This is a genomic window from Aeromonas rivuli, assembly GCF_000820045.1.
Lineage (GTDB): Bacteria > Pseudomonadota > Gammaproteobacteria > Enterobacterales > Aeromonadaceae > Aeromonas > Aeromonas rivuli.
This window is the reverse complement of record NZ_CDBJ01000016.1, coordinates 63,207-83,924: the sequence shown is the minus strand read 5'-3', so window position 1 is coordinate 83,924 and position 20,718 is coordinate 63,207. Positions and strand designations below refer to the sequence as shown.

16 protein-coding genes are annotated in these 20,718 nt (G+C 59.8%); 7 read left to right on the top strand and 9 right to left on the bottom strand.

The genetic code is table 11. The features are described 5' to 3' along the window. Window positions 1-109: 109 nt before the first annotated feature. The 5 genes from BN1130_RS02380 (at window position 110) to hutH (ending at window position 7,035) form a co-directional block, all read left to right on the top strand. Window positions 110-1,414, top strand: coding sequence for a YjiH family protein (locus tag BN1130_RS02380; protein WP_370736596.1), 1,305 nt, complete (start codon window positions 110-112; stop codon window positions 1,412-1,414). A 163-nt stretch (window positions 1,415-1,577) separates the two neighbouring features. After that, the gene (gene hutI, locus BN1130_RS02375; RefSeq protein ID WP_042040049.1) at window positions 1,578-2,813 is read left to right on the top strand and encodes an imidazolonepropionase; all 1,236 of its coding nucleotides are present in this window, start codon (window positions 1,578-1,580) and stop codon (window positions 2,811-2,813) included. After that, window positions 2,806-3,729: a formimidoylglutamase gene (gene hutG / locus BN1130_RS02370; protein ID WP_042040047.1), complete on the top strand. Its 924-nt coding sequence runs from the start codon at window positions 2,806-2,808 to the stop codon at window positions 3,727-3,729. Before hutI ends, hutG begins: the two co-directional genes overlap by 8 nt. Before the next feature lie 35 nt (window positions 3,730-3,764). Then, complete coding sequence (hutU, locus tag BN1130_RS02365; RefSeq protein WP_042040046.1) at window positions 3,765-5,501, top strand: urocanate hydratase; 1,737 nt, start codon at window positions 3,765-3,767, stop codon at window positions 5,499-5,501. Between the two features lies 1 nt (window position 5,502). After that, on the top strand, window positions 5,503-7,035 hold the full coding sequence (gene hutH / locus BN1130_RS02360; RefSeq protein ID WP_042040045.1) for a histidine ammonia-lyase: 1,533 nt from the start codon (window positions 5,503-5,505) through the stop codon (window positions 7,033-7,035). An 86-nt stretch (window positions 7,036-7,121) separates the two neighbouring features. On the opposite strand, the gene BN1130_RS02355 is transcribed toward hutH, so the two are convergent. From BN1130_RS02355 to BN1130_RS02335, 6 genes are all read right to left on the bottom strand, one after another. Beyond that, complete coding sequence (locus BN1130_RS02355; RefSeq protein WP_042040043.1) at window positions 7,122-8,219, bottom strand: calcium:cation antiporter; 1,098 nt, start codon at window positions 8,217-8,219, stop codon at window positions 7,122-7,124. Window positions 8,220-8,517: 298 nt separating this feature from the next. Further along, the gene (locus BN1130_RS21470; protein ID WP_084218100.1) at window positions 8,518-9,051 is read right to left on the bottom strand and encodes a hypothetical protein; all 534 of its coding nucleotides are present in this window, start codon (window positions 9,049-9,051) and stop codon (window positions 8,518-8,520) included. A 1-nt stretch (window position 9,052) separates the two neighbouring features. Further along, on the bottom strand, window positions 9,053-11,548 hold the full coding sequence (locus BN1130_RS22535; RefSeq protein WP_042040041.1) for a pesticin C-terminus-like muramidase: 2,496 nt from the start codon (window positions 11,546-11,548) through the stop codon (window positions 9,053-9,055). Window positions 11,549-11,562: 14 nt separating this feature from the next. Continuing rightward, window positions 11,563-13,608: a type VI secretion system Vgr family protein gene (locus BN1130_RS02345; RefSeq protein ID WP_042040040.1), complete on the bottom strand. Its 2,046-nt coding sequence runs from the start codon at window positions 13,606-13,608 to the stop codon at window positions 11,563-11,565. Between the two features lie 175 nt (window positions 13,609-13,783). Beyond that, entirely contained in the window at window positions 13,784-14,302 is a 519-nt protein-coding gene (gene hcp1 / locus BN1130_RS02340; protein ID WP_042040039.1) for a type VI secretion system effector Hcp1, read from the bottom strand. A 298-nt stretch (window positions 14,303-14,600) separates the two neighbouring features. Continuing rightward, complete coding sequence (locus BN1130_RS02335; protein ID WP_042040037.1) at window positions 14,601-15,659, bottom strand: porin; 1,059 nt, start codon at window positions 15,657-15,659, stop codon at window positions 14,601-14,603. A gap of 284 nt (window positions 15,660-15,943) precedes the next feature. Here BN1130_RS02335 and glpX point away from each other — a divergent pair, with 284 nt between their 5' ends. Both glpX and BN1130_RS02325 read left to right on the top strand, forming a co-directional pair. Beyond that, on the top strand, window positions 15,944-16,954 hold the full coding sequence (gene glpX / locus BN1130_RS02330) for a class II fructose-bisphosphatase (protein WP_042040036.1): 1,011 nt from the start codon (window positions 15,944-15,946) through the stop codon (window positions 16,952-16,954). Window positions 16,955-17,255: 301 nt separating this feature from the next. Then, on the top strand, window positions 17,256-17,507 hold the full coding sequence (locus tag BN1130_RS02325) for a YkgJ family cysteine cluster protein (protein WP_042040034.1): 252 nt from the start codon (window positions 17,256-17,258) through the stop codon (window positions 17,505-17,507). A 116-nt stretch (window positions 17,508-17,623) separates the two neighbouring features. Here the strand turns inward: BN1130_RS02325 and BN1130_RS02320 are convergent, their stop codons facing one another. Genes BN1130_RS02320 through BN1130_RS02310 form a run of 3 tightly spaced genes read right to left on the bottom strand, consistent with a single transcriptional unit; the run spans window position 17,624 to window position 20,626 of the window. Continuing rightward, the gene (locus BN1130_RS02320; protein ID WP_042040033.1) at window positions 17,624-18,787 is read right to left on the bottom strand and encodes a heme biosynthesis HemY N-terminal domain-containing protein; all 1,164 of its coding nucleotides are present in this window, start codon (window positions 18,785-18,787) and stop codon (window positions 17,624-17,626) included. A gap of 10 nt (window positions 18,788-18,797) precedes the next feature. Next, window positions 18,798-19,895: a uroporphyrinogen-III C-methyltransferase gene (locus tag BN1130_RS02315; RefSeq protein ID WP_042040032.1), complete on the bottom strand. Its 1,098-nt coding sequence runs from the start codon at window positions 19,893-19,895 to the stop codon at window positions 18,798-18,800. Next, window positions 19,892-20,626 (bottom strand): uroporphyrinogen-III synthase, encoded by a 735-nt coding sequence (locus BN1130_RS02310; RefSeq protein ID WP_042040031.1) that lies wholly within the window; start codon window positions 20,624-20,626, stop codon window positions 19,892-19,894. Before BN1130_RS02310 ends, BN1130_RS02315 begins: the two co-directional genes overlap by 4 nt. Between the last annotated feature and the right edge of the window lie 92 nt (window positions 20,627-20,718).

Here is a 20,718-nt window from a genome sequence, read left to right as displayed (position 1 = left end):
GGTGTAGATATGTATATACATTTAAGGTCGTCCACGCAGACGACCCACCAGGGTGAGTCAACACTGAGTCAAGACAACAGGGAGAGACAAGATGGAAAGGGAACAGGTCATGGCACCCAGCACGGGGGCCGGTACGGCCCTCAAGCTGATCATCACCGCTATCATCGGCATCGGCAGCTTCTTCGTGCCCTTCGAGCTGGGGGGCAAGAGCACCATATTGGTGGATCATCTGGCGAGTCAGCTCGTGGCGCAGCGCACCCTGGCGGTCAGCCTGGTGATGGCGCTTATCCTCTACGGCGCCTGCGCGCCTCTGTTTAATGGCAGCTGGCGTGCCCGCCCCATCGACAGGGTGCTGACCGTCTTCAAGCTGCTTGGATTGGGACTGGCGGTGGTCTACCTGACCGGGGTGGGCCCGGCCTGGCTGATGACCCCGGATCGTCTGCCCTTCCTGTTCGACAAGCTGGCGATGACGGTGGGATTGATCGTTCCCATCGGTGCCCTGGCGCTCACCTTCCTGCTTGGCTTCGGCCTGCTGGAGCTGATTGGCGTCTTGATGCAGCCCATCATGCGTCCCCTCTGGCGCACTCCCGGTCACTCCGCCATCGATGCGGTCGCTTCCTTCGTCGGCAGCTACTCGGTCGGCCTACTCATCACCAACCGGGTCTATCTGGCGGGCAAGTACAGCCTGCGCGAAGCGGCCATCATCGCGACCGGCTTCTCGACGGTGTCGGCGGCCTTCATGATCATCGTCGCCAAGACCCTCAACCTGATGCCCTACTGGAACTTCTACTTCTGGTCGACCCTGGTCATCACCTTCCTGATCACTGCCATCACGGCCCGCATTCCCCCCATCTCGCGCCTCGATGATGCCGGTAGCCAGGACGATCCTCTGCCCGTCGGCATGAATCGCTGGCAGGCGGCCATGGCCGCGGGTCTGAACCAGTCCCGGCAAGCGCCAGCCACCTGGCGACAGTTGCTGGATAACCTGCGCGATGGGGTGCAGATGGCGGCGGCCGTGGTGCCCTCCATCCTTTCGGTGGGGCTGATGGGGCTGTTGCTGGCTCAGCACACCCCCCTGTTCGATGTGATCGGCTGGATCTTCCTGCCCATCACCTGGCTGCTCGACATGAATGAACCCATGGTGGCGGCGCGATCCCTGGCCGCTGGGCTGGCGGAGATGTTCCTGCCCGCCATCCTGCTCAAGGATGCGGATCTGCTGGTGCGCTTCGTGGCGGCCGTGGTGTCGGTCAGCTCAGTGCTCTTCCTGTCTGCCTCTATCCCTTGCATCCTCGCCACCAAGATCCCGCTCGGGGTGGGTCAGTTGCTGGCGATCTGGCTCATTCGTACCTTGCTGGGCCTGCTGCTGGCCGGGGGCGTGGGCCATCTGGCCATCGCCATGGGTTGGCTCGCCTGATTTTAATTGTATATACATATTTGTGTGATATCAGCCCACCCTCAGGTGGGCTTTTTCATGGCTATACTCAAGTAAATCCACTGTTATCAAGATGTGATCTCGTCGCTGTATTTTCTGTCAGAGATCGGCTATAACATATTGTATATACATTTGTGGGGGCGATATGAACAAGGAACTGTTGAACTGCGAGCGGGTCTGGCTCAACGTATTACCAGCCACCATGCGGCCCGATCTGGCCGATTATGGCCTGCTGGAGCCTCATGCCATCGGCGTGCGGGATGGCGTCATCCAGGCGCTGGTGCCCATGCATGAACTCAAGGGCAGTTTCCCCGCTCACTGGCAGGACATGAAGGGCAAGCTGGTGACGCCGGGCCTTATCGATTGCCATACCCACCTGGTGTTCGCCGGCAGCCGGGCCGAAGAGTTCGAACAGCGCCTCAAAGGGGTGCCCTATGCCGAGATCGCCAAGCGTGGCGGCGGTATCCTCTCCACCGTCAAGGCGACCCGTGCCGCTAGCGAGGATCAGCTCTACGATCTCGCCCTGCCACGGGTGAAGGCGCTGATGCGTGAAGGGGTGACCACGGTCGAGATCAAATCCGGCTATGGCCTGACTCTGGTGGATGAACTCAAGATGCTGCGAGTCGCCCGCCGCCTCGGTCAGTCTCTGCCTATCCGGGTCAAGACCACACTGCTGGCGGCCCATGCCGTGCCCCCCGAATGCAAGGATGATCCGGACTCCTGGGTCGAGACCATCTGCCAGGAGATCATTCCGGCCGCCGCCGAGGCCGGACTGGCCGATGCGGTGGATGTGTTCTGCGAGCATATCGGCTTCTCCCTGGCCCAGACCGAGCAGGTCTACCTCGCCGCTGCCCAGTATGGCCTGCCGGTGAAGGGGCACATGGATCAGCTCTCCAACCTGGGGGGCAGCACCCTGGCCGCCAACTTCGGCGCCCTGTCGGTGGATCATCTCGAATATCTGGATGTCGACGGCATCCATGCCCTGGCCCACCGTGGCGTGGTCGCCACCCTGCTGCCGACTGCTTTCTACTTCCTCAAGGAGACCAAGCTGCCGCCGGTCGAGGCGCTGCGCCGGGCCCATGTGCCCATGGCGGTCTCCTCCGACATCAATCCGGGTACGGCTCCGATTGTTTCCCTGCGCATGGCCATGAACATGGCCTGCACCCTGTTTGGCCTGACCCCCCCCGAGGCCCTGGCCGGAGTGACCCGTCACGCCGCCCGTGCCTTGGGGGAGCAGGAGCGGCTCGGTCAGTTGCGGGTCGGCATGCTGGCGGACTTCGTGGTCTGGAGCTGCACCCATCCCGCCGAGCTCAGTTATCTGGTCGGTGTCGAGCAGCCGGTGTGCCGCGTCGCCAATGGCAAGGAGACTATTCATGGTTGATATGAGCGTCTGGCAGGGTCGTCAGGATCCGGAAGATGGTGAGCTGGCCCTGCGTTGGCACGACCGGGTCCAACCCTGGCAGCCAGGATCCCCCAAGGGCGTCGCGTTGATCGGCTTTGCCTGTGACGAGGGGGTGCGCCGCAACAAGGGCCGCGTCGGCGCCGCCGAGGGGCCCCTGCATATCCGCAAGGCGCTGGCCAATACCGCCTGGCATGGTCGCCGCCCGGCCTGGGATGCGGGGGATGTCGCGTGTCTGGATGGCGAGCTTGAGCTGGCCCACGAGCAGTTGGCCGAACGGGTGGCGGCCTTGCTGGCCGATGGCCAGTTCCCCCTGGTACTGGGCGGCGGGCATGAAGTGGCGTTCGGCAGCTGGAGTGGCCTCAACCGCCATCTGGCTGGCCGTGGCCGCGTCGGCATCATCAACTTCGATGCTCACCTGGACTTGCGCCGCAAGGCGCCTCAGGCGAGCTCAGGCACCCCCTTCTTCCAGATCGCCGAGCAGTGCCAACTGCAGGGCACGGCATTTCGCTATGCCTGCCTGGGGGTGGCCGAGACGGCCAACACCCAGGCGCTGTTCGCCCGCGCCGACGATTTGAATGTCTGGATCGTCAAGGATGAAGAGATGACGGAGCGGGAGCTACCTGGCGTGATCCTGGGCCTGGAGGCCTTTATCGCCGAGGTGGATCACCTCTACCTGACCATAGATCTCGACGTGCTGCCCGCAGGCCAGATGCCTGGGGTCAGTGCCCCGGCCGCCCATGGGGTGGCCCTGAATCTGCTAGAACCCCTGATCGCCGAGATCCGTGCCAGCGGCAAGCTGCGTCTCGCCGATCTGGCCGAACTGAACCCGAGTCTGGATAGGGACGGCATCAGCGCCCGTGTGGCCGCCCGTCTCATTCACCAATTAACAAGATAAGCGGGCCTAGCCCCACAGTGAACAAGGAGAGTCAAATGTCTGAGCACAATCAGCAGCAAGAACCGCAGCAGAAGCAGGATCCCCGCCATGATCCCAGCCGGGTCATCCGCGCCGCCCGTGGTACCCAGTTGACCGCCAAGAGCTGGTTGACCGAGGCGCCCCTGCGGATGCTGATGAACAACCTGGATCCGGAAGTGGCCGAGCACCCCCAGTCCCTGGTGGTCTATGGCGGTATCGGCCGCGCCGCCCGCAACTGGGCCTGCTACGACAAGATTGTCGAGGTGCTGACCCGGCTCGAGGACGATCAAACGCTGCTGGTGCAATCGGGCAAGCCGGTCGGGGTGTTCCAGACCCACAAGGATGCGCCCCGGGTGCTGATCGCCAACTCCAACCTGGTGCCGCACTGGGCCAACTGGGAGCACTTCAACGAGCTCGATAAGAAGGGGCTGATGATGTACGGCCAGATGACGGCCGGCTCCTGGATCTACATCGGCACCCAGGGGATAGTGCAGGGCACCTACGAGACCTTCTTCGCGGTGGCAAACCAGCACTTCAACGGCGAGCCTGCGGGGCGCTGGATCCTGACCGGTGGTCTGGGTGGCATGGGCGGTGCCCAGCCCCTGGCCGCCACCATGGCCGGCTTCTCGATGATCGCCGTCGAGTGCGACGAGACCCGCATCGATTTCCGCTTGAAGACCCGCTACGTCGACAAGAAGGCCCACAGCCTGGACGAGGCGCTGGCCATGGTCGAGGCCGCCAAATGCAGCGGCACCGCCGTCTCCGTCGGCCTGCTCGGCAATGCCGCCGATGTGTTCGCCGAGCTGGTGGCCCGTGGCATCACCCCGGACGTGGTGACCGACCAGACCTCGGCTCACGACCCCATCCACGGCTATTTGCCGCAAGGGTGGAGCGTCGCCCAGTGGCGTGAGCTGCAAAAATCCGCCCCCCAGGAGGTGAACCAGGCGGCTCGTCACTCCATGGCGCGACAGGTGGAAGCCATGCTGACCCTGCAGAGCCGTGGCGCCGCGACCCTCGATTACGGCAATAACATCCGCCAGGTGGCGCTGGATGAGGGGGTATCGAGCGCCTTCGACTTCCCCGGCTTCGTGCCAGCTTACATTCGCCCGCTGTTCTGTCAGGGCATAGGCCCCTTCCGCTGGGTGGCGCTGTCTGGCGATCCGGAGGACATCTACAAAACCGACCAGAAGGTCAAAGAGTTGATCCCGGACGATGCACACCTGCACAACTGGCTCGACATGGCCCGTGAGCGCATCGCCTTCCAGGGCCTGCCGGCGCGGATCTGCTGGGTCGGGGTCAAGGATCGGGTGCGGCTCGGCCTGGCTTTCAACGAGATGGTGAAAAATGGTGAGCTGAAAGCCCCCATCGTCATCGGTCGCGATCACCTGGATTCCGGCTCGGTGGCGAGCCCGAACCGGGAGACCGAATCCATGATGGATGGCTCGGACGCCGTCTCCGACTGGCCGCTGCTCAATGCCCTGCTCAACACCGCCGGTGGCGCGACCTGGGTCTCCCTGCACCACGGTGGCGGGGTCGGCATGGGCTTCTCCCAGCACTCCGGGGTGGTCATCGTCTGTGATGGCAGCGATGATGCCGCCAAGCGGGTTGGCCGCGTGCTGCGCAACGACCCGGCCACCGGCGTGATGCGTCATGCGGACGCGGGCTACGAGATTGCCATCGATTGTGCCCATGAGGCGAAACTGGATCTGCCCATGCTCGAGTCGCAGGGTTTCCACACTGGTGAGGTGAAATAAGATGTTTGCATTGACTGTGAAACCGGGCGAACTGGATCTCGCCACCCTGCGCCGCGTCAGCCGCGAGCCGGTGTGCCTCTCGTTGGACGAGAGCGCCATTCCTGACATTCGCGCCTCCGCCGAGGTGGTGACCCGAGTGATAGAGCAAAACCGCGTCGTCTACGGCATCAACACCGGCTTTGGCCTGCTGGCCAATACCCGCATTCCGGTGGAGCAGCTCGACGAGCTGCAACGCTCCATCGTGCTCTCCCATGCAGCCGGTATCGGCACCTACATGGATGACGCCACCGTGCGACTGATGATGGTGCTCAAGGTGAACTCCCTGGCCCGCGGCTTCTCCGGCATCCGGCTGGAGGTGCTCAATGCCCTGATCACCTTGATCAATGCCGAAGTCTATCCTGTGGTGCCCAAAAAAGGCTCCGTCGGCGCCTCCGGCGATCTGGCACCCCTGGCCCATATGAGCTGCTTGCTCATCGGTGAGGGCAAGGCACGCCACAAGGGTGAGCTGATGGATGCCGCCACGGCCCTGAACATTGCCGGTCTCGAGCCTATTTCATTGGCGCCAAAAGAGGGGCTGGCGCTGCTCAACGGCACCCAGGCCAGCACGGCATTCGCGCTGGAAGGACTGTTCCACGCCGAGGATCTGTTTGCCGGTGCCATCACTATCGGCGCCATGAGCGTCGAAGCGGCGCTGGGCAGTCGTCGCCCGTTCGATGCCCGCATCCATGCGGTGCGCGGTCAGCGCGGCCAGATCGATGCGGCCAGCTGTTATCGCCAGCTGCTGGTGGAGGGCAGCGAGATCGGCATGTCCCATCACAACTGCGAGAAGGTGCAGGATCCTTACTCCCTGCGCTGTCAGCCCCAGGTGATGGGCGCCTGCCTGACCCAGATCCGTCAGGCCGCCGAGGTACTGGTGTGCGAGGCCAATGCGGTCTCCGACAACCCGCTGGTGTTCGCCGAGGATGAGGAGATCCTGTCGGGTGGTAACTTCCATGCAGAACCCGTGGCCTTCGCCGCCGACAACCTGGCGCTGGCCATCGCCGAAATCGGCTCCCTGTCAGAGCGTCGCATGGCGCTGCTGATCGATTCGCGGATGTCGGGTCTGCCGGCGTTTTTGGTCAACAACGGCGGCGTCAACTCCGGCTTCATGATCGCCCAGGTCACCTCGGCGGCGCTCGCCTCCGAGAACAAGAGCCTGGCTCATCCTGCCTCGGTGGACAGCCTGCCCACTTCCGCCAACCAGGAAGATCACGTATCCATGGCCACCTTCGCCGCGCGTCGCCTGACCGACATGGCGGAGAACACCCGCGGCATCCTGGCGGTCGAGTTGCTGGCTGCGGCCCAGGGTCTGGATTTTCGCGCCCCCCTGCGCAGCACCGAACTGATCGAGCTGGCCAAGGGTCGCCTGCGCAGCCAGGTCAGCTTCTATGACAAGGACAGATACTTCTCGCCGGACATCGAAGCCGCTGCCGCCCTGCTGGGGGCCGCCAGCTACAACGATCTGATCCCGGCCGGTATCTTGCCGAGCCTGTAAGCAGCTATTTCCGCGAGAGAACTTTCGTCAAGAAAGCAAAAAGAGCGCCACCAGGCGCTCTTTTTTCGTCTCAAAAACAGTGCCTGTCAGGAGGGCTCGAACATCAGGAACAGATAGACCACGAACAACACCAGATGGGTGGCACCGTGCAACACATTGGTGCGACCGCTGCTGAAGGTCACTTTGCAGACCATGAGCGTGGTGGCGAGCAGCACCATGTTGGCGCCGGAGAGGCCCAGGCGCACCTCCTGCCCCATCAGGGCGCCGATAAACAGTACGGCGGGTACCGTCAGGGCGATGGTGGCCAGCACGGATCCGAAATAGAGGTTCATGGCGCGTTGCAGCTGGTTGTTGAAGGCCGCCTTGATGGCACCGACCGCCTCGGGGGAGAGCACGATACAGGCGACGATGAAACCGCCGAGGGCGGGCGGAGCCGACATCACCTGTACTCCATGATTGATGGGAATGGCCAGGGTCTTGGCCAGCAGGATCACCACCACCAGGTAGGCGAGCAGCAACAGGGTGTGATAGACGTTGCTGCGCAGTATGCCGTGGTGCTCCTCATGATCTTCATGATCGCTGTCGACGAAGAAGTGGCTATGGCTGCGAGTCTGGATCAGCAGGAAGACGCCGTAGAGCAGGATGGAGATGATGATCAGCATCCAGGACATGGCGCTGGACATGCTGCCTTGGGTGCCGCCTTGGGTGAAGTTGGGCAGCACCAGACAGAGCAGCGCCAGCGGTATGATGGCGACCAGGTAGGATTTCACTCCATCCAGATTGAAATTCTGGGTGTGATAGCGCCAGCCGCCAAACAGCAGGGTGAAGCCCACCAGGCCGTTTATCACCAGCATCACCACGGCAAACATGGTGTCGCGGGCCATCACAGGGTTGGGATCGCCGGTCAGCATCACGGAGGAGATCATCACCACTTCCAGGGAGATGACCGACAGGGTCAGGATCAGAGTGCCGAAGGGTTCACCCAGCTTGATGGCCAGGGCATCAGAGTGGCGCACCACGGAGAAGATGGCCCAGGTGACGATGGCGAGCAGGGCTAGTGACACCGGCAGGTAGATCGCGAGCGGAGTCGCTTCTGTCAGCAGGTCGCTGCCTAGCGTCTTGAAGAAAACCAGGGTGATCAGGCCAGCGGGCAGGGCAATCTCTTGTCGGATAAATGACTTCATAGGCGGTAATTCTCATCTCAGGGCGGCGTTTGCCGACGGGGACCAATCCGCCATGGGCCATGGCGGATTGGTCAATGATAAAGGCTGGTGCCTGATTAGGGGAAAATCATTTGGCTGCTATCCATCAGCGGAGAGATGGCACGTGACGATGCGGGGAACCGTCACACAACCCTTCGTCAGCGTGGCGCTACGATGTGGGGGGAGGTTTAAGAAAAGCACCGGCTGATGCCGGTGTCGGGGAATAACTAGAACTGCGTTGATAGATATTATTTTTACTGACCTGAAGTTATGCTTTAAACTACGGCCTATACTTTTCTATTAGGTAAGATTTAATTTTACCTGCATTATCTAATGGGTAATTAATGATCTTTCCATTTTTATTAATTTGATAGCCTGATAGCTGAGTATCTTTATTGGAATCAAGATTCAATTTATACCTGTTATTATTTTCTTTCTGATACGTTTTAATCTCATAAAAATATGGATATTGAATTCCATTACTTTCGTAATTTACATTCCAACGAAGCAGTACTACAATATTCTTTTCCCCATTGACAGGAGAAAAGAAAACAGACATTAATTCGGCTGGCGCATCAGAGTAATAATATGTATCAACCACCTCGTTATATATGCCATCCTTTGACATATAACTGAGATAAAACATTATATTTCTTTTGTCTGGTGTATTTTGAAAGCAAACAACCCCATCATTAAATGCACTATCTTTGAAAGGCCCCTGAATAATAGCATTGGGATTATCACCGCAAGCTTGACTAAATGATGAAAAAACAAGAGTGATAAAAGAAAAAAATATTATAATTAAGTAGCTCATATTAAATCCCTTTTGCCAATTCATTTTCAATTAATTCAGCCTCACCTTCACGACGGTTTCTTAATCCACGCTGGTTGGCCCATAAACGCTTCATGCTTCTTAATCTGCTGGGAATACTGTTTATGTTGCCTTGAGAAAAATCATCGCGAATTTCTCTCATTTCACGTCGTCTATCAATTGAATCCCCCGGTTTAGGCCTCGCTAATGATGGCCCACGATTATAAACCAAAGATAGTATCGCTCCAGCGCTATCTGGTGGGAGATTTATCGCCTGAGGGTAAGTGTCCACAACGGTTTGAGAATATTGTTTTTTTAAAACCATTGCCATATCTAAAGCTTTATCTTTTTCAATTTTTATATCAGATAGGCCATGTACTATGGCTCGTGCTTGATCGCCTTTCCGGCCTATAGCCGTGAGTAATCTCTCTACTTGAGAGGGCGTATAATAATCAATTAGTATTGCCTGTGCCGATGAGGCAGCCTGCTGTCCCAAATCATATCCATATCCAACAGTCACACCGCTCAATTGATCTCCTGCAGGGACATATGGTCGAGGCATATAGGCTTCCCATGACAATATAAACTCTGCTGATTTTTTAGAGATTCTATAGATGCCAAGCGTAGTTTCAAAATCTATCGTATTTCCTATCGGGAATTGCTTAGCCATCAATCCAATCATCCCCATTGGGTAAACATGCCACAGATCTGGGCCGAGCTTTAATTTGGCGGCACTCTGCATCCATTCCAGGCTGTCGATGCGTTGCTTCTCATGATCAACCAGCTTGTCGAATTCCGGCAGACCCACTTCCGCCATCAATTCATCCAGCCACTGGTAGCTGGGCGAGGCTGATTTCTCGTACCACTCGCTCGGATGTTTGACGATCAGCTTCTGGATAGTCTCCGCCTTGGCTTTGTCTTGCAGGATCTTATGGACATCGGCGCTAGTCCATTCTCCCTCGTGCTTGGGATCAATCGCCTTTGCCAGTGTCAGGAAAAAGGGGGAGGGGGCCTCAGGAGCCAGGTGGCCGTCCGAGCCGCTGCCATCAACCTGCTGAAAACCAATTTTGAGCCAGTCATGCTGACTCAGCATCTCCACCTTGCTCTGTTGCACGAATAGCCCTGTCATCACCTCTATCCAGTCGATATCGGCATTATCTTTTGCTTGCTTGGGGGAGTCGAGCAGAACTTCCTGACTCAGGGTCTCGGTCGGGGTGAAGCTGACAGCATTGGCTTGCTGCGATTTTTTGGCGAGAGTGAGGCCTGCGGGCACCTTGGCATAACTGGCGCCACCTTTGGTCTGGGCCTTGTTGGCGAGTACATCGGCCAGCTTGGGATCCTGGCTGAAGACTTCCAGATGCAGCTGATGGATGCTCTTTTTTTCATCTCTTTCTACCAGGCTGGTCGGGGTCTCGACCAGACCCAGATAGCCAATGGTGTCACCAGCCGCTATGGGCAGCGGACTGGGCAGCACATAGAGCTCACCCAGGTGGCTGGCCGACTTGTTTTGCACCTTGATATATTCATCTTCGACGCAGACCCAAGCCATGCCGCACAGAGCGGCTGAGCCGCCTTGAATCGCTGGAGTCTCGAAGGAGCAGCGCGCCATCTTGCGTGATTTGCCGTTGCTCTGCTGGAACTCCTGTTGGTGCGCATCGAAGCGGATGCGGGTGCCAGCGGGCAGAGAGACGGAGTGTGCCCCTGCCTTGGGCAACTCGCCAGCTTCACCCGGTATGGGATCGGCGCGTCCGGCCATGGCGGTGGTCAGCTCGGCCTCCACCTGGTCATAGAGCCAGTTGGGTAGTTGAGGTTTGATGGTTGCCACCGCCTTCTCATCCATGGCAAGCCAGACATTATCACCCTGAGCCGCCAACATCTGCTGACTCTGCCTGCCAGGGCTCAGCACCTTGACCAGGACAAAGTCGTAATCCGTTTTTCCCAGGGTTCCCCGTTTGGTTGGCGTGCCCGCCACCCGTTCGAATTCTGTACCTGCGGGCAGGGTCAGGGAGGGCAGCTGCTCGTCAGACAACAGCTCCTCTGGCGTTGGATGCAGATGAGGCACAGAATTGCGCACATTACGCCCCACTTTCAGGACCAGCTTGTCCCCTTGCTGATGGTGATCCCAGGGCAACAGATGCATATAGAGGGAGTAAAACGAAAATTCGTTTTTCTCCTTCGTATCAGGGTTGGTTTCACAATAAGCGTGCTCGACTAGACAGAAACAGTTGGAATATTTGAGCGTCTGATCCTGAAAGGTGGAGCTGAGGTAGTCCGGCATCATGCGAAAGGCGACGACCCTGCCATCGGCGATGCAGCGCACCGGATGTTTGTCCTTGCACCAGGGCGCCGTCTGTTCACTGATGTGAATGCCGCCATGCCATTTGCTGTGGCCACCCAGCAGATAGTGACCACCCGATTCACCCTTGAGCAGGCCATTGAGCGCCTTGCTATCGGCAAATTCCTTGCCGTCCTGGGTCAGTATGGGAAATGCGTACTTCATGGGGGCGAGCTCCACTATTCAGAAAACAAGAAGAAAGCCTTGGGCTTAGGTGGAACCAGCTCCTGCTCCTTGAGCAGGGCTTCCATGCCAAGCTGACTGGGAGGAGGGGGGGTAAACTCGGCTTCCGCAGGTGCGGGAACAGCGGCAACCGGCTTGGGCGGTATGGGCATCTTGCCCGCCCAGCCAGAACCTGATCCGGGACTGCCACCGGCATTGAGCTTAATGCCGGGGCCTGAGAGGGTCACTGCACTGGGATCCACCTTGATGAAGCTGCCGCCCCCTTTGAGGGTGATCTCGCTGCCCGCCTCCAGCACCAGCTTGTCGCCGACCTTGATATGCACCTCGGAGCCCGCCTCGACCAACAGGGATTGCCCCAGCTTCTGATGCATGGAGCCATCTACGCTGAGCGACAGATCGCCCTTGATGTGGTCGCGCTTCTCACCATTCACAGTGAGATGGTCATTGGCCTTGATGCGGGTCACCCGCTCATGGTCGATGTCGCTGTGCTGGTCGTGCTTGATGTGCCAGGCGGCATCGTTCTCTATCAGCACATTGAGGTCTTTCTGACCGTGAATGTAGATCTCCTCCTGCCCGGCCTGATCTTCGAAGCGCAGCTCGTTGAACCCCTCCCCCTGATGGGTCTCGGTGCGCAGCACGGTGCGGGTCTTGTGGGTGGGCAACTCGTAGGGCGGCCGGTTGGTGGCGTGGAAGGTGCGACCGGTGACGATGGGCTGATCCGGGTCCCCTTCCAAAAAGCTGACGATGACTTCGTGGCCGATGCGGGGAATGGCCATGATGCCGTACTGGCCACCGGCCCAGCCCTGGCTGACCCGTACCCAGCAGGAGCTCATGTCGTTGGAGCTGCCGTAGCGGTCCCAGGGGAACTGCAGCTTCACCCGGCCATGCTGGTCGCAGTAAATCTCCTCGCCTGCCGGGCCCACCACGAAGGCGATTTGCGGGCCGTCGACCATGGGCTTGTGGGGGATCCGGGGGCGCCAGCTCTGCTTGGCGCGCACCACGGCAAACTGGTTGTAATAGACGGTGGGCTCGCTGCCCCCCTCCTCTTCCAGGGCCTGGGGCTGCTTGCCGGTGTGCTGGATGCTGACCAGTTGCCAGTCGTCGTTGAGAGCCGCGTTGGGGTGTTCGCTCAAGGTAAACCGCTGGCCCGGCTGCAAGGCGGCGCAGTTGGATTGGCCCGTGCTGATGGCGGCGTCATTGCGCAGGGCATCGAGCCGGTACTGGCTGAACGCCTTGCCGCTGGGGTCGGCCTTGAAGCGGCCCGGGTAGTCAAAATGCTGGTAGGCATCCCGTTGATGGTCGAGGGCGCTGCCCACCGCCTGATGGGAGAGGCCATAGGCCGGGGTCTGGAAGCTGTAGTCCTTGAGCTCCACATCGCTGGTGCGCACCGATTCGCGGTAGTGGAACTGACGTACATAGGGGCCCTGCTCCAGGGAGCGGTTGCCGAGATTGAAGAACAGCTCGGGGCCCGCCACAAGGGCGGCGGCATCGTCGGCGAAGACGATGCGGTGCTTGCCCTGCTCGAACTCATGGAAGTAGAAGATACCCTCCTCGGCGGCGAGGCGGTTGACGAAATCGAGGTCGGATTCCCGGTACTGGACGCAATATTCCCGCTGGCCATGGTCGTTTTTCAGGGCGAAGGCGTAGTCGGTGATGCCCGCCTCCTGCAGCAAGATGCTGATGATTTCATCGGGTTTTTGCGCCTGGAAGATGCGGGCGTTGCGACGAAGGCCCAGGCGCCACAGGGCCGGTTTGACCTCCAGCTGGTAGCGGGTGCGGCGAAAGCCGCTGTCTCCCTGGGCCGCGTCGCTGACCACACCGCTGACCCGGCGCTGCAATTCGCCGTTGTACCAGACCAGCAGCTCGCAGGGCTGGTCGAGCAGGTCGGCGAAGGGGAGATCGGCCTGATGGCTGGCGAGATCGAGCCGCAGGCTGAAGGGGCGACTCAGCTGCTCATCGAGGTTGAACTCGACCAGGGCGAAGGTGGATTCGGGCAAGGCCCCTACCCGGGCGGTGAACTGTAATCCGGTCTGATTGGCCATAGGAACTTAGACTCCCCTTGTATTTTATGATCGGGCCTGTCGCCAGGCCGGATGAGAAAACACAAAAGCCCCGGCGCCATCCCTTGCGGGAAGAGCCGGGGTAAACTGCACAGATCTCAACACGAAATCCAAAGCCTGTTGCCACACAGGCGGATAAGAAAGGACATCGAAGAGATTAAGCTTCGATCGGGGCGCGCCAGTCGTCAGCACCCGAGGTACCAGCGACGGTGTGCTCCCAGTCGATCTTGCGGTAGGCCAGAGAGACCTGGATCAGCTGGGTGAAGTCGGATTTTGCCGGATCCTGGCAATGGGGCATCTGGCAGTCGATATCGACGACGGTGGCATCGGTCAGCACGGTAGAGAAGAAGTGCTCCTGCTTGCCTTCCACGGAAGTGCGGTACCACTTCAGAGTCACTTTCGGCAGCATCTCGCCGGAGGCCAGGGAGTTGTACATCAGCGGCACGGCCTTGTTCAGGGCGACGGTGAACTTGAACGGCTTGTGGACACGCTGGCCAGCCGGCTGACCGGATTGCGGGTCGGTCGGTACGGTGACGATGTGCTGGAACTCTTGCACCAGCATCTCGTCTTCGTGACCTTGTACGAAGATGTTGCCGACGGAATCTGAGGTGAAGGCACCGGCAGTGATGTTGCCCTGGGTTTTACCTTCAATGCTGATATAACACGGTGTTGGCATGGAAATGCTCCTTTGCGAATAGTAGTAAGATTCAGCAAGAGGTAGCAGGGAGCGTGCCATAAGTTAAATTAGTTATTTTTCAATATCTTACCTGTAACGATCGTTATAAATGGAACCGGTTGAGCAATAAGTTGCGCGCCGCCACCCGATTGGTCTGCAAATCATTGCCATGGCAGCGTTTATTGCTATCAAATGGCGCAAAAACTTGCCTGAGGTAGATGTATCCCCTATTTGGTTGCCAGAAAATAAAACAGGCGATGATCGCTCATCGCCTGTTGGGTCGCTGGGGAGGGGCTACTTAGAAGTCGTAGCGAGCGGCCAGCTGGAAGTCATCCTGGTTGGCGACGGCCTGATCCGGCTGGCTATCCAGATTGTTGATGCGGTATTCACCTATCACCCGGAAGTTGCTGTTGAACTTGTACTGGGCACCCAGGGTGTAGTAGTCGATGGAGTCGACGTCATCCTTGCCTTTCTGCTGGACCTCCTGCTTGTTCCACAAGGCCATCAGGCCGATGCCGTTGCTGAAGTTGTAACCCAGCGCGGCTTCCCAACCGTTGTGATCCTTGTCGGTAGCCAGGAAGTCGTTGCCATCGGCGTAACTCAGGGCCGCGTAGATGCTCTTGTCATCATATTTGGCAGAGAGCAGCCACAGTTTGGCGTCGGCTTCACCGCTCTTGTCACGCAGGCCCACGTTGTAAGCGGTACCCAGGGAGAGGTTGAACGGGAAGGTATAGGCCACCGCGGCACCGTAGGCGGCATCGCTGTTCTTGTTGGTGGTCTCTTCGGTGTCACCGCCATCGAACTTGTAGCTGGTGTCGACCTGGAAGCCGTTGAACAGGCCAGAGTATTTGAGCACGGAACCGGCGCGGTTGACGGCGAAGTTATCGGTGGTGGCGCCGAGGGCCTCGTTACCATAGCCGTCGGAGAGGGAGACGTCGGTCCAGTCGGCCAGGAAGCCGGGGGCGCCTTTCTGGCGGCCGAAGGTGACAGTGCCCCAGTCGGCACCGACCCCGGCGAAGGCCAGGCGGGTGCGCATGTTGTCCGAGTTCTCGCTGATGGTCTTCTCGCTGTCATTGACGTACAGCTGCAGCTCGTATTGAGCCAGGGCCTTGAGATTGCTGTTGATCTGGCTGTCGACCTTGGCACCGAAGCGAACAAACTGGTTGGCGCCTTGCTTGGCGCTGTAGTCATCCACGATGTCGCCATTGTCATCGAGCTTCTTCTTGTCACCGAAGAACTGACCGGCATAGATACGGCCATAGAGGTCGAGCTTGGTGGTGTCATTCTTGAAGACTTCGACGGCCTGTGCCTGGAAAGCGGAGCTCAGCGCGAGCGCTACTACTGTCAGCTTTTTCATCTTAATCCCTTGTGTTGCAAGCTTTTGTTGTAAAAGACGGGGCTATGCTAGGGGTGTGAAATGACGGTTCGGTTACTGACAGATGAAGAGTGAGTGGTGATTTGATGTCAGTTCGATGAAGAGGGCTGCGTCAGGATCTGTGTGCTTGAGCCTGAGCGGGTCTGTATCGGTCATTGGTTGTGCAAAATGGTAAAAATACGGTGAGCATGCAGTTTTGCGCGCAAAGGTTTGCCCTTGTGGTAGAATGCCGCCCGTTTTTCGAGCTCCTATAGGTTGGATTAGCGATGAGACGTGAACTGGCAATCGAATTTTCCCGAGTGACGGAAGCGGCTGCACTGGCTGGCTACAAGTGGCTCGGACGTGGCGACAAGAATATCGCCGATGGCGCGGCCGTGGCGGCCATGCGTCATATCCTCAATCAGATCGATATCGATGGTGAGATAGTGATCGGCGAGGGCGAGATCGACGAAGCGCCCATGCTCTATATCGGCGAGCATGTGGGCACGGGTCAGGGGGATGCGGTGGACATCGCCGTCGACCCGATCGAAGGCACCCGCATGACGGCCATGGGCCAATCCAATGCCCTGGCCGTGCTGGCCGTGGGTGACAAGGGATCCTTCCTCAAGGCCCCCGACATGTATATGGAGAAGATCATCGTCGGCCCCAAAGCCAAGGGGGTGATCGACCTGGATGTAGCCCTTGAGCTCAACCTCAAGGCGGTTGCCAAGGCGCTCGGCAAGCCGTTGTCGCGTCTGACCGTCATCACCCTGGCCAAGCCGCGTCATGACAAGGCGATCAAGGAGATGCAGGGACTGGGAGTGCGCGTCTTCGCCATTCCCGACGGCGATGTGGCCGCCTCCATCCTCACCTGTCTGCCGGACAGTGAAGTCGACATGCTTTACGGCATCGGCGGCGCGCCGGAAGGCGTCATCTCGGCGGCGGTGATCCGTGCCCTGGATGGTGACATGCAGGCGCGCCTCATTCCTCGCCATCAGGTCAAGGGTGACGATGCCAATGCCCGTGCCCTGGGTGAGCAGGAGATAGCCCGCTGCATCGCACTGGGTATCGATGTCACCAAGGTGCTCAAGCTCGAAGACCTGGCCAAGAATGACAACGTCATCTTCTCGGCGACCGGCATCACCAAGGGTGATCTGCTGGAAGGGATCAGCAGCGATGGGGTCATGGCGACCACGGAGACGCTGCTCATCCGTGGCAAGTCACGCACCATCCGTCGTATCAAGTCGATCCATTATCTGAATCGCAAAGATGAAGTCATCCGCGACATCATCCTCTGATCCGCAGTGGCAATGTGCATTGCAATCCAAGCCCGGCCCAGTGCCGGGCTTGTTGTATTGAGGGTGACCGTAACGTGACGCGTCACGCCTATCCACTTCGTCGCATCAAGTCGATCCACTGTCTGAATCGCAAAGATGACGTCATCCGCGACATCATCCTCTGATCCGCAGTGGCAATGTGCATTGCAATCCAAGCCCGGCCCAATGACGGCTTTGCTGTATGCCGCGCCTTGACACCGATAGTGATAAGAGGTTGTCCGGGCCTGGGATAGACTGGCGCTCCCCTTGGATGGATATCGTCATGGAATGTCGTGCCGGCTGTGCCGCTTGTTGTATCGCCCCCAGTATCAGCAGTGCCATTCCCGGCATGCCCCTGGGGAAACCCGCTGGTGTGCCCTGCGTCCAGCTCGATGAGCGGCTGGGTTGCCGCCTGTTTGGCTTGCCCGAGCGTCCCGCGGTATGCGGTGGTTTTCGCCCCATGATGGATGTCTGCGGCACTCACCGGAGCGAGGCAATCTGGTTGCTTGGGGAGTGGGAGCGGCAGACCTCCTGAGCCTTGGCTTGCATGAGGCGGGTAGCGCCAGGCATCCTCTGCCTGGTGTTGTTCGACCACCATAGAAAAGAGGCCGCAATTGCGGCCTCTTTTTGCAGATTCGGCTCAGGGGCTGGCTAGACGCCGGCGAGCTGCAGGGCCTGACGATAGTACTCGTTGGCCTTGTTGGTGAGCCGGCGCTTGTCCATCAGCTGGCCCATGGCATGGCAGAGGGCGGCGCTTTGCGCCTTGGCCAACTCGATCTCCAGCAGTCGCTGTGCCTCGTCCAGATGGCCTGCCAGCAGGTTGACTTGGGCGAGGGCCGCCTGGGCACCCGGTTTGTCCTGCATCTTGCCAAGCAGGGTCAGCAGCGGCTGGTAGTCATCCAGGCGCAGACGAGGCAACTCGGCCAGCAGTTGCGGCGAGGCATCCCGGCGCAGGGCATCGAGCCAGAGATCGGCGGCGGCCTTGTCTCCTTGCAGGCTGCGCAACTGGCGGCCATAGCCGAGCAGCAACTCGGGATCCTGGCGCAGCTTCTTGGGCATGGCCTGCCAGATGGCAGCCAGCGTGTCGGCCTCGTCGGCCCCTTGTTGCAGGCGACCAACCCAGGCCTGGCGGGTCAGCTCCTCTTCCTGCTTGGGATTGAGCTTGCCGACCTTGTGCAGCACCGGGATCAGCTCCAGCAGGGCGGCCCAATCCTGGCGTGCCAGTCGCACCTGACGCAGCTGATCCAGCACCATGGGATGGCGAGGGTTGAGGGCCTGCAGGGACTCCAGGGTTGCGAGGGCGCTCTCGTACTGGCCCTGCTCTATCTGCAACTGGGTCTGGGTCAGGGTCAGGGCCAGCTCGGCCTTGGGGTGCTCTTCCTGGGCCTGCTGCAGATACTGATCCCGGCGGCTGTCATCGCCACGGGCCTGGGCCGCCTTGGCGGCGGAGAGGTAGTTGAGCAGGGGAGTTTCGCTGTTGCGAGCGCCCTTGACCATCAGCTTCTCGGCCTGGCTATAGTGCCCCTCGGCGAAGGCCAGGGTCGCGGCCACCGTCTGCTGGTTGGCCTTGCGGCGACGGCGGTAGCCGTACCAGCCGAGGGTCTTGCGGCGCAGACCAAATACCCGGGCCAGCAGCCACTCGACGATGAGCAGCAGACCATAAAACAGGATGGCCAGGATCACCGCGCTGGTGACCGAGGACTCCAGGGTGTAATTACCCAGGGAGATCATCACATAACCCTTGTTGCCCGAGGCTTCGGGACCGAAGGCCAGCCCTGCAACCATGACGGCAACCAGAATAATCAAACGGATCATGGGGCTCTCCTCAGTTACCGGTCGCGATGCGTTGCAGGCGCTCGGTCAGAACCTGCTCGAGCAGGGCCTGGGTGCTGAACTTGTCCGGATAGTCGAACTGGATCTGTTCGCCCTTGAGCTTGTCGAGCTCTCCTTGCAGGTAGTGGGTCGCGCTGTTGTCGGTATCGAAGTACTGCGCCAGCCAGCGGGAGGCCTTGTCGATGCTGTCTTCGTACAGGGCTTGCTGCTCGCGATACACGGCGAGCTGGGCCTGGAGCAGCTTGGTTTTGAGGTTCTCGCGCAGGTAGATCTCCTGCTGGGGCGAGATGAGTGCCTCGACAGCGCCATCCCGGCGGCGAATGGTGATGAAGTTCTCGGTAAACTTGACCCAGTTCTTCTTCAGATTGCTCTCCCACTCATCCGGATTGCTGCTGACCGCCTGATTGGCCTGCTCCTCGGCGGTGGGCATGGTGACGTTGGAGAGGGGCAGCTGATCTATCTGATCTTCGAGGGCGGCGAGTTTGAGGGTGAGCCCTTCACGATCGACCCTGGGCATGGCCTTGAGCTTGGTGATGTCTTCGGCCAGGGCCTTGCGGATCGGCATCAGGCTGGGATCGTTGAGCGCCTTGATGCGTTCGTCTGCGTTGCCGAGCAGGGTGATGGCGGAGATGAGATCATGCTCGAGCCACAGCTTGCGGCCCGCCATCCGTACCAGGTATTCAGATTCGGCCAGCATCCAGTCGTTGGGGCGCTTGTCGTTGAGATCCAGCACCCGGTTCTGCAGGCCCTTCAGCTCCTCTTGCAGGGCCTGCTGGCTCTTGCCAAGTTCACCCAGCTTCTGCTGCTCCTGACTGTTACCCCGCTCGACCCGACCCATGACATCCCCCAGCTGCTGCTTGAGCTGAGCAAGCTCTGCCTGCTGGGCCAGGGCGCCCTGATGGCCGTGGTAGTAGAGGCCGCCGGTCAACCCAAGGGCGACCAGTATGGCGACGGCCCCCATGAGTACGCCAGCGCGCCCCTTGCTCTGCCTGGTTGGCGCAGGGCTGGCCTGGGTCGTTTGGCTCGCCGCACTCTGGCGTGGCTCGGCCCCCTCTTGCGAAGTGGCCTGGGCTTCTTGCTGTTCTGTCATCGCGTCTTCCTCTGTTCCAGGGCGGCCAGCAGGGCCTGATTGGCTGCCCCCTGGGCAATCGTGATATGGAGAAAACCCAACCCTTCGGCCATCTCGGCCACGCGGGGACTGGGGACCACCAACTGGCAACCATGGAGCCAGGGGTGTGCATCATCGGGTACCAGCGTCTGCAGACGCTGCAACAACTCCCCGCTGGTGATAAGCAGGCTGTCGATCCCGGCCTCTTGCCAGTCACGGGTCAGCGCTGGGCCATCCAATTCGGGGTAGTGGCGCTCATAGGTGCAACAATAGTGCACCAGAGCCCCTCTCGAGGCCAGCGTTCGGGCGATGAGATCCCGGCCACCGTTGCCGCGCAGGATCAGTACCCGCTTGCCAGCGAGCTGCTGCAGTTCGGGCAGTGCGATCAGCCCCTCACTGCGGGGATCCGTCGGACTCATGGCGGCGATGCCGAGATCGGCAAAGGCTGCCGCGCTGGCGGCACCGACGGCAAAGTAGTCAATATTTGGCCAGGTCTGACCAGTTTGCAACATAAAATGATCAGCAAAAAGAATGGCATGGACGCTCACGGCGACAATTACATCCGCCTCGGCCAGCAGGGTGGCCAGCTTATCCAGCTCACTGCCCGGCCCCAGGGTGAGCAGGGTACAGGGGTGGGGGTCATGGCCATGCTGACGAAGCAGCGTGCTGAGCTCGGTACCCTGTTCGGCGGGGCGTACCACCAGAGGAGTCATTGAGGCGACTCCCGAGTGGTGATGAAGGGGCAAGGAGTCAGCCTGACCACTCGCACGACAGGGTCAGCATGAGGGGCACGGACCTGCCGAGG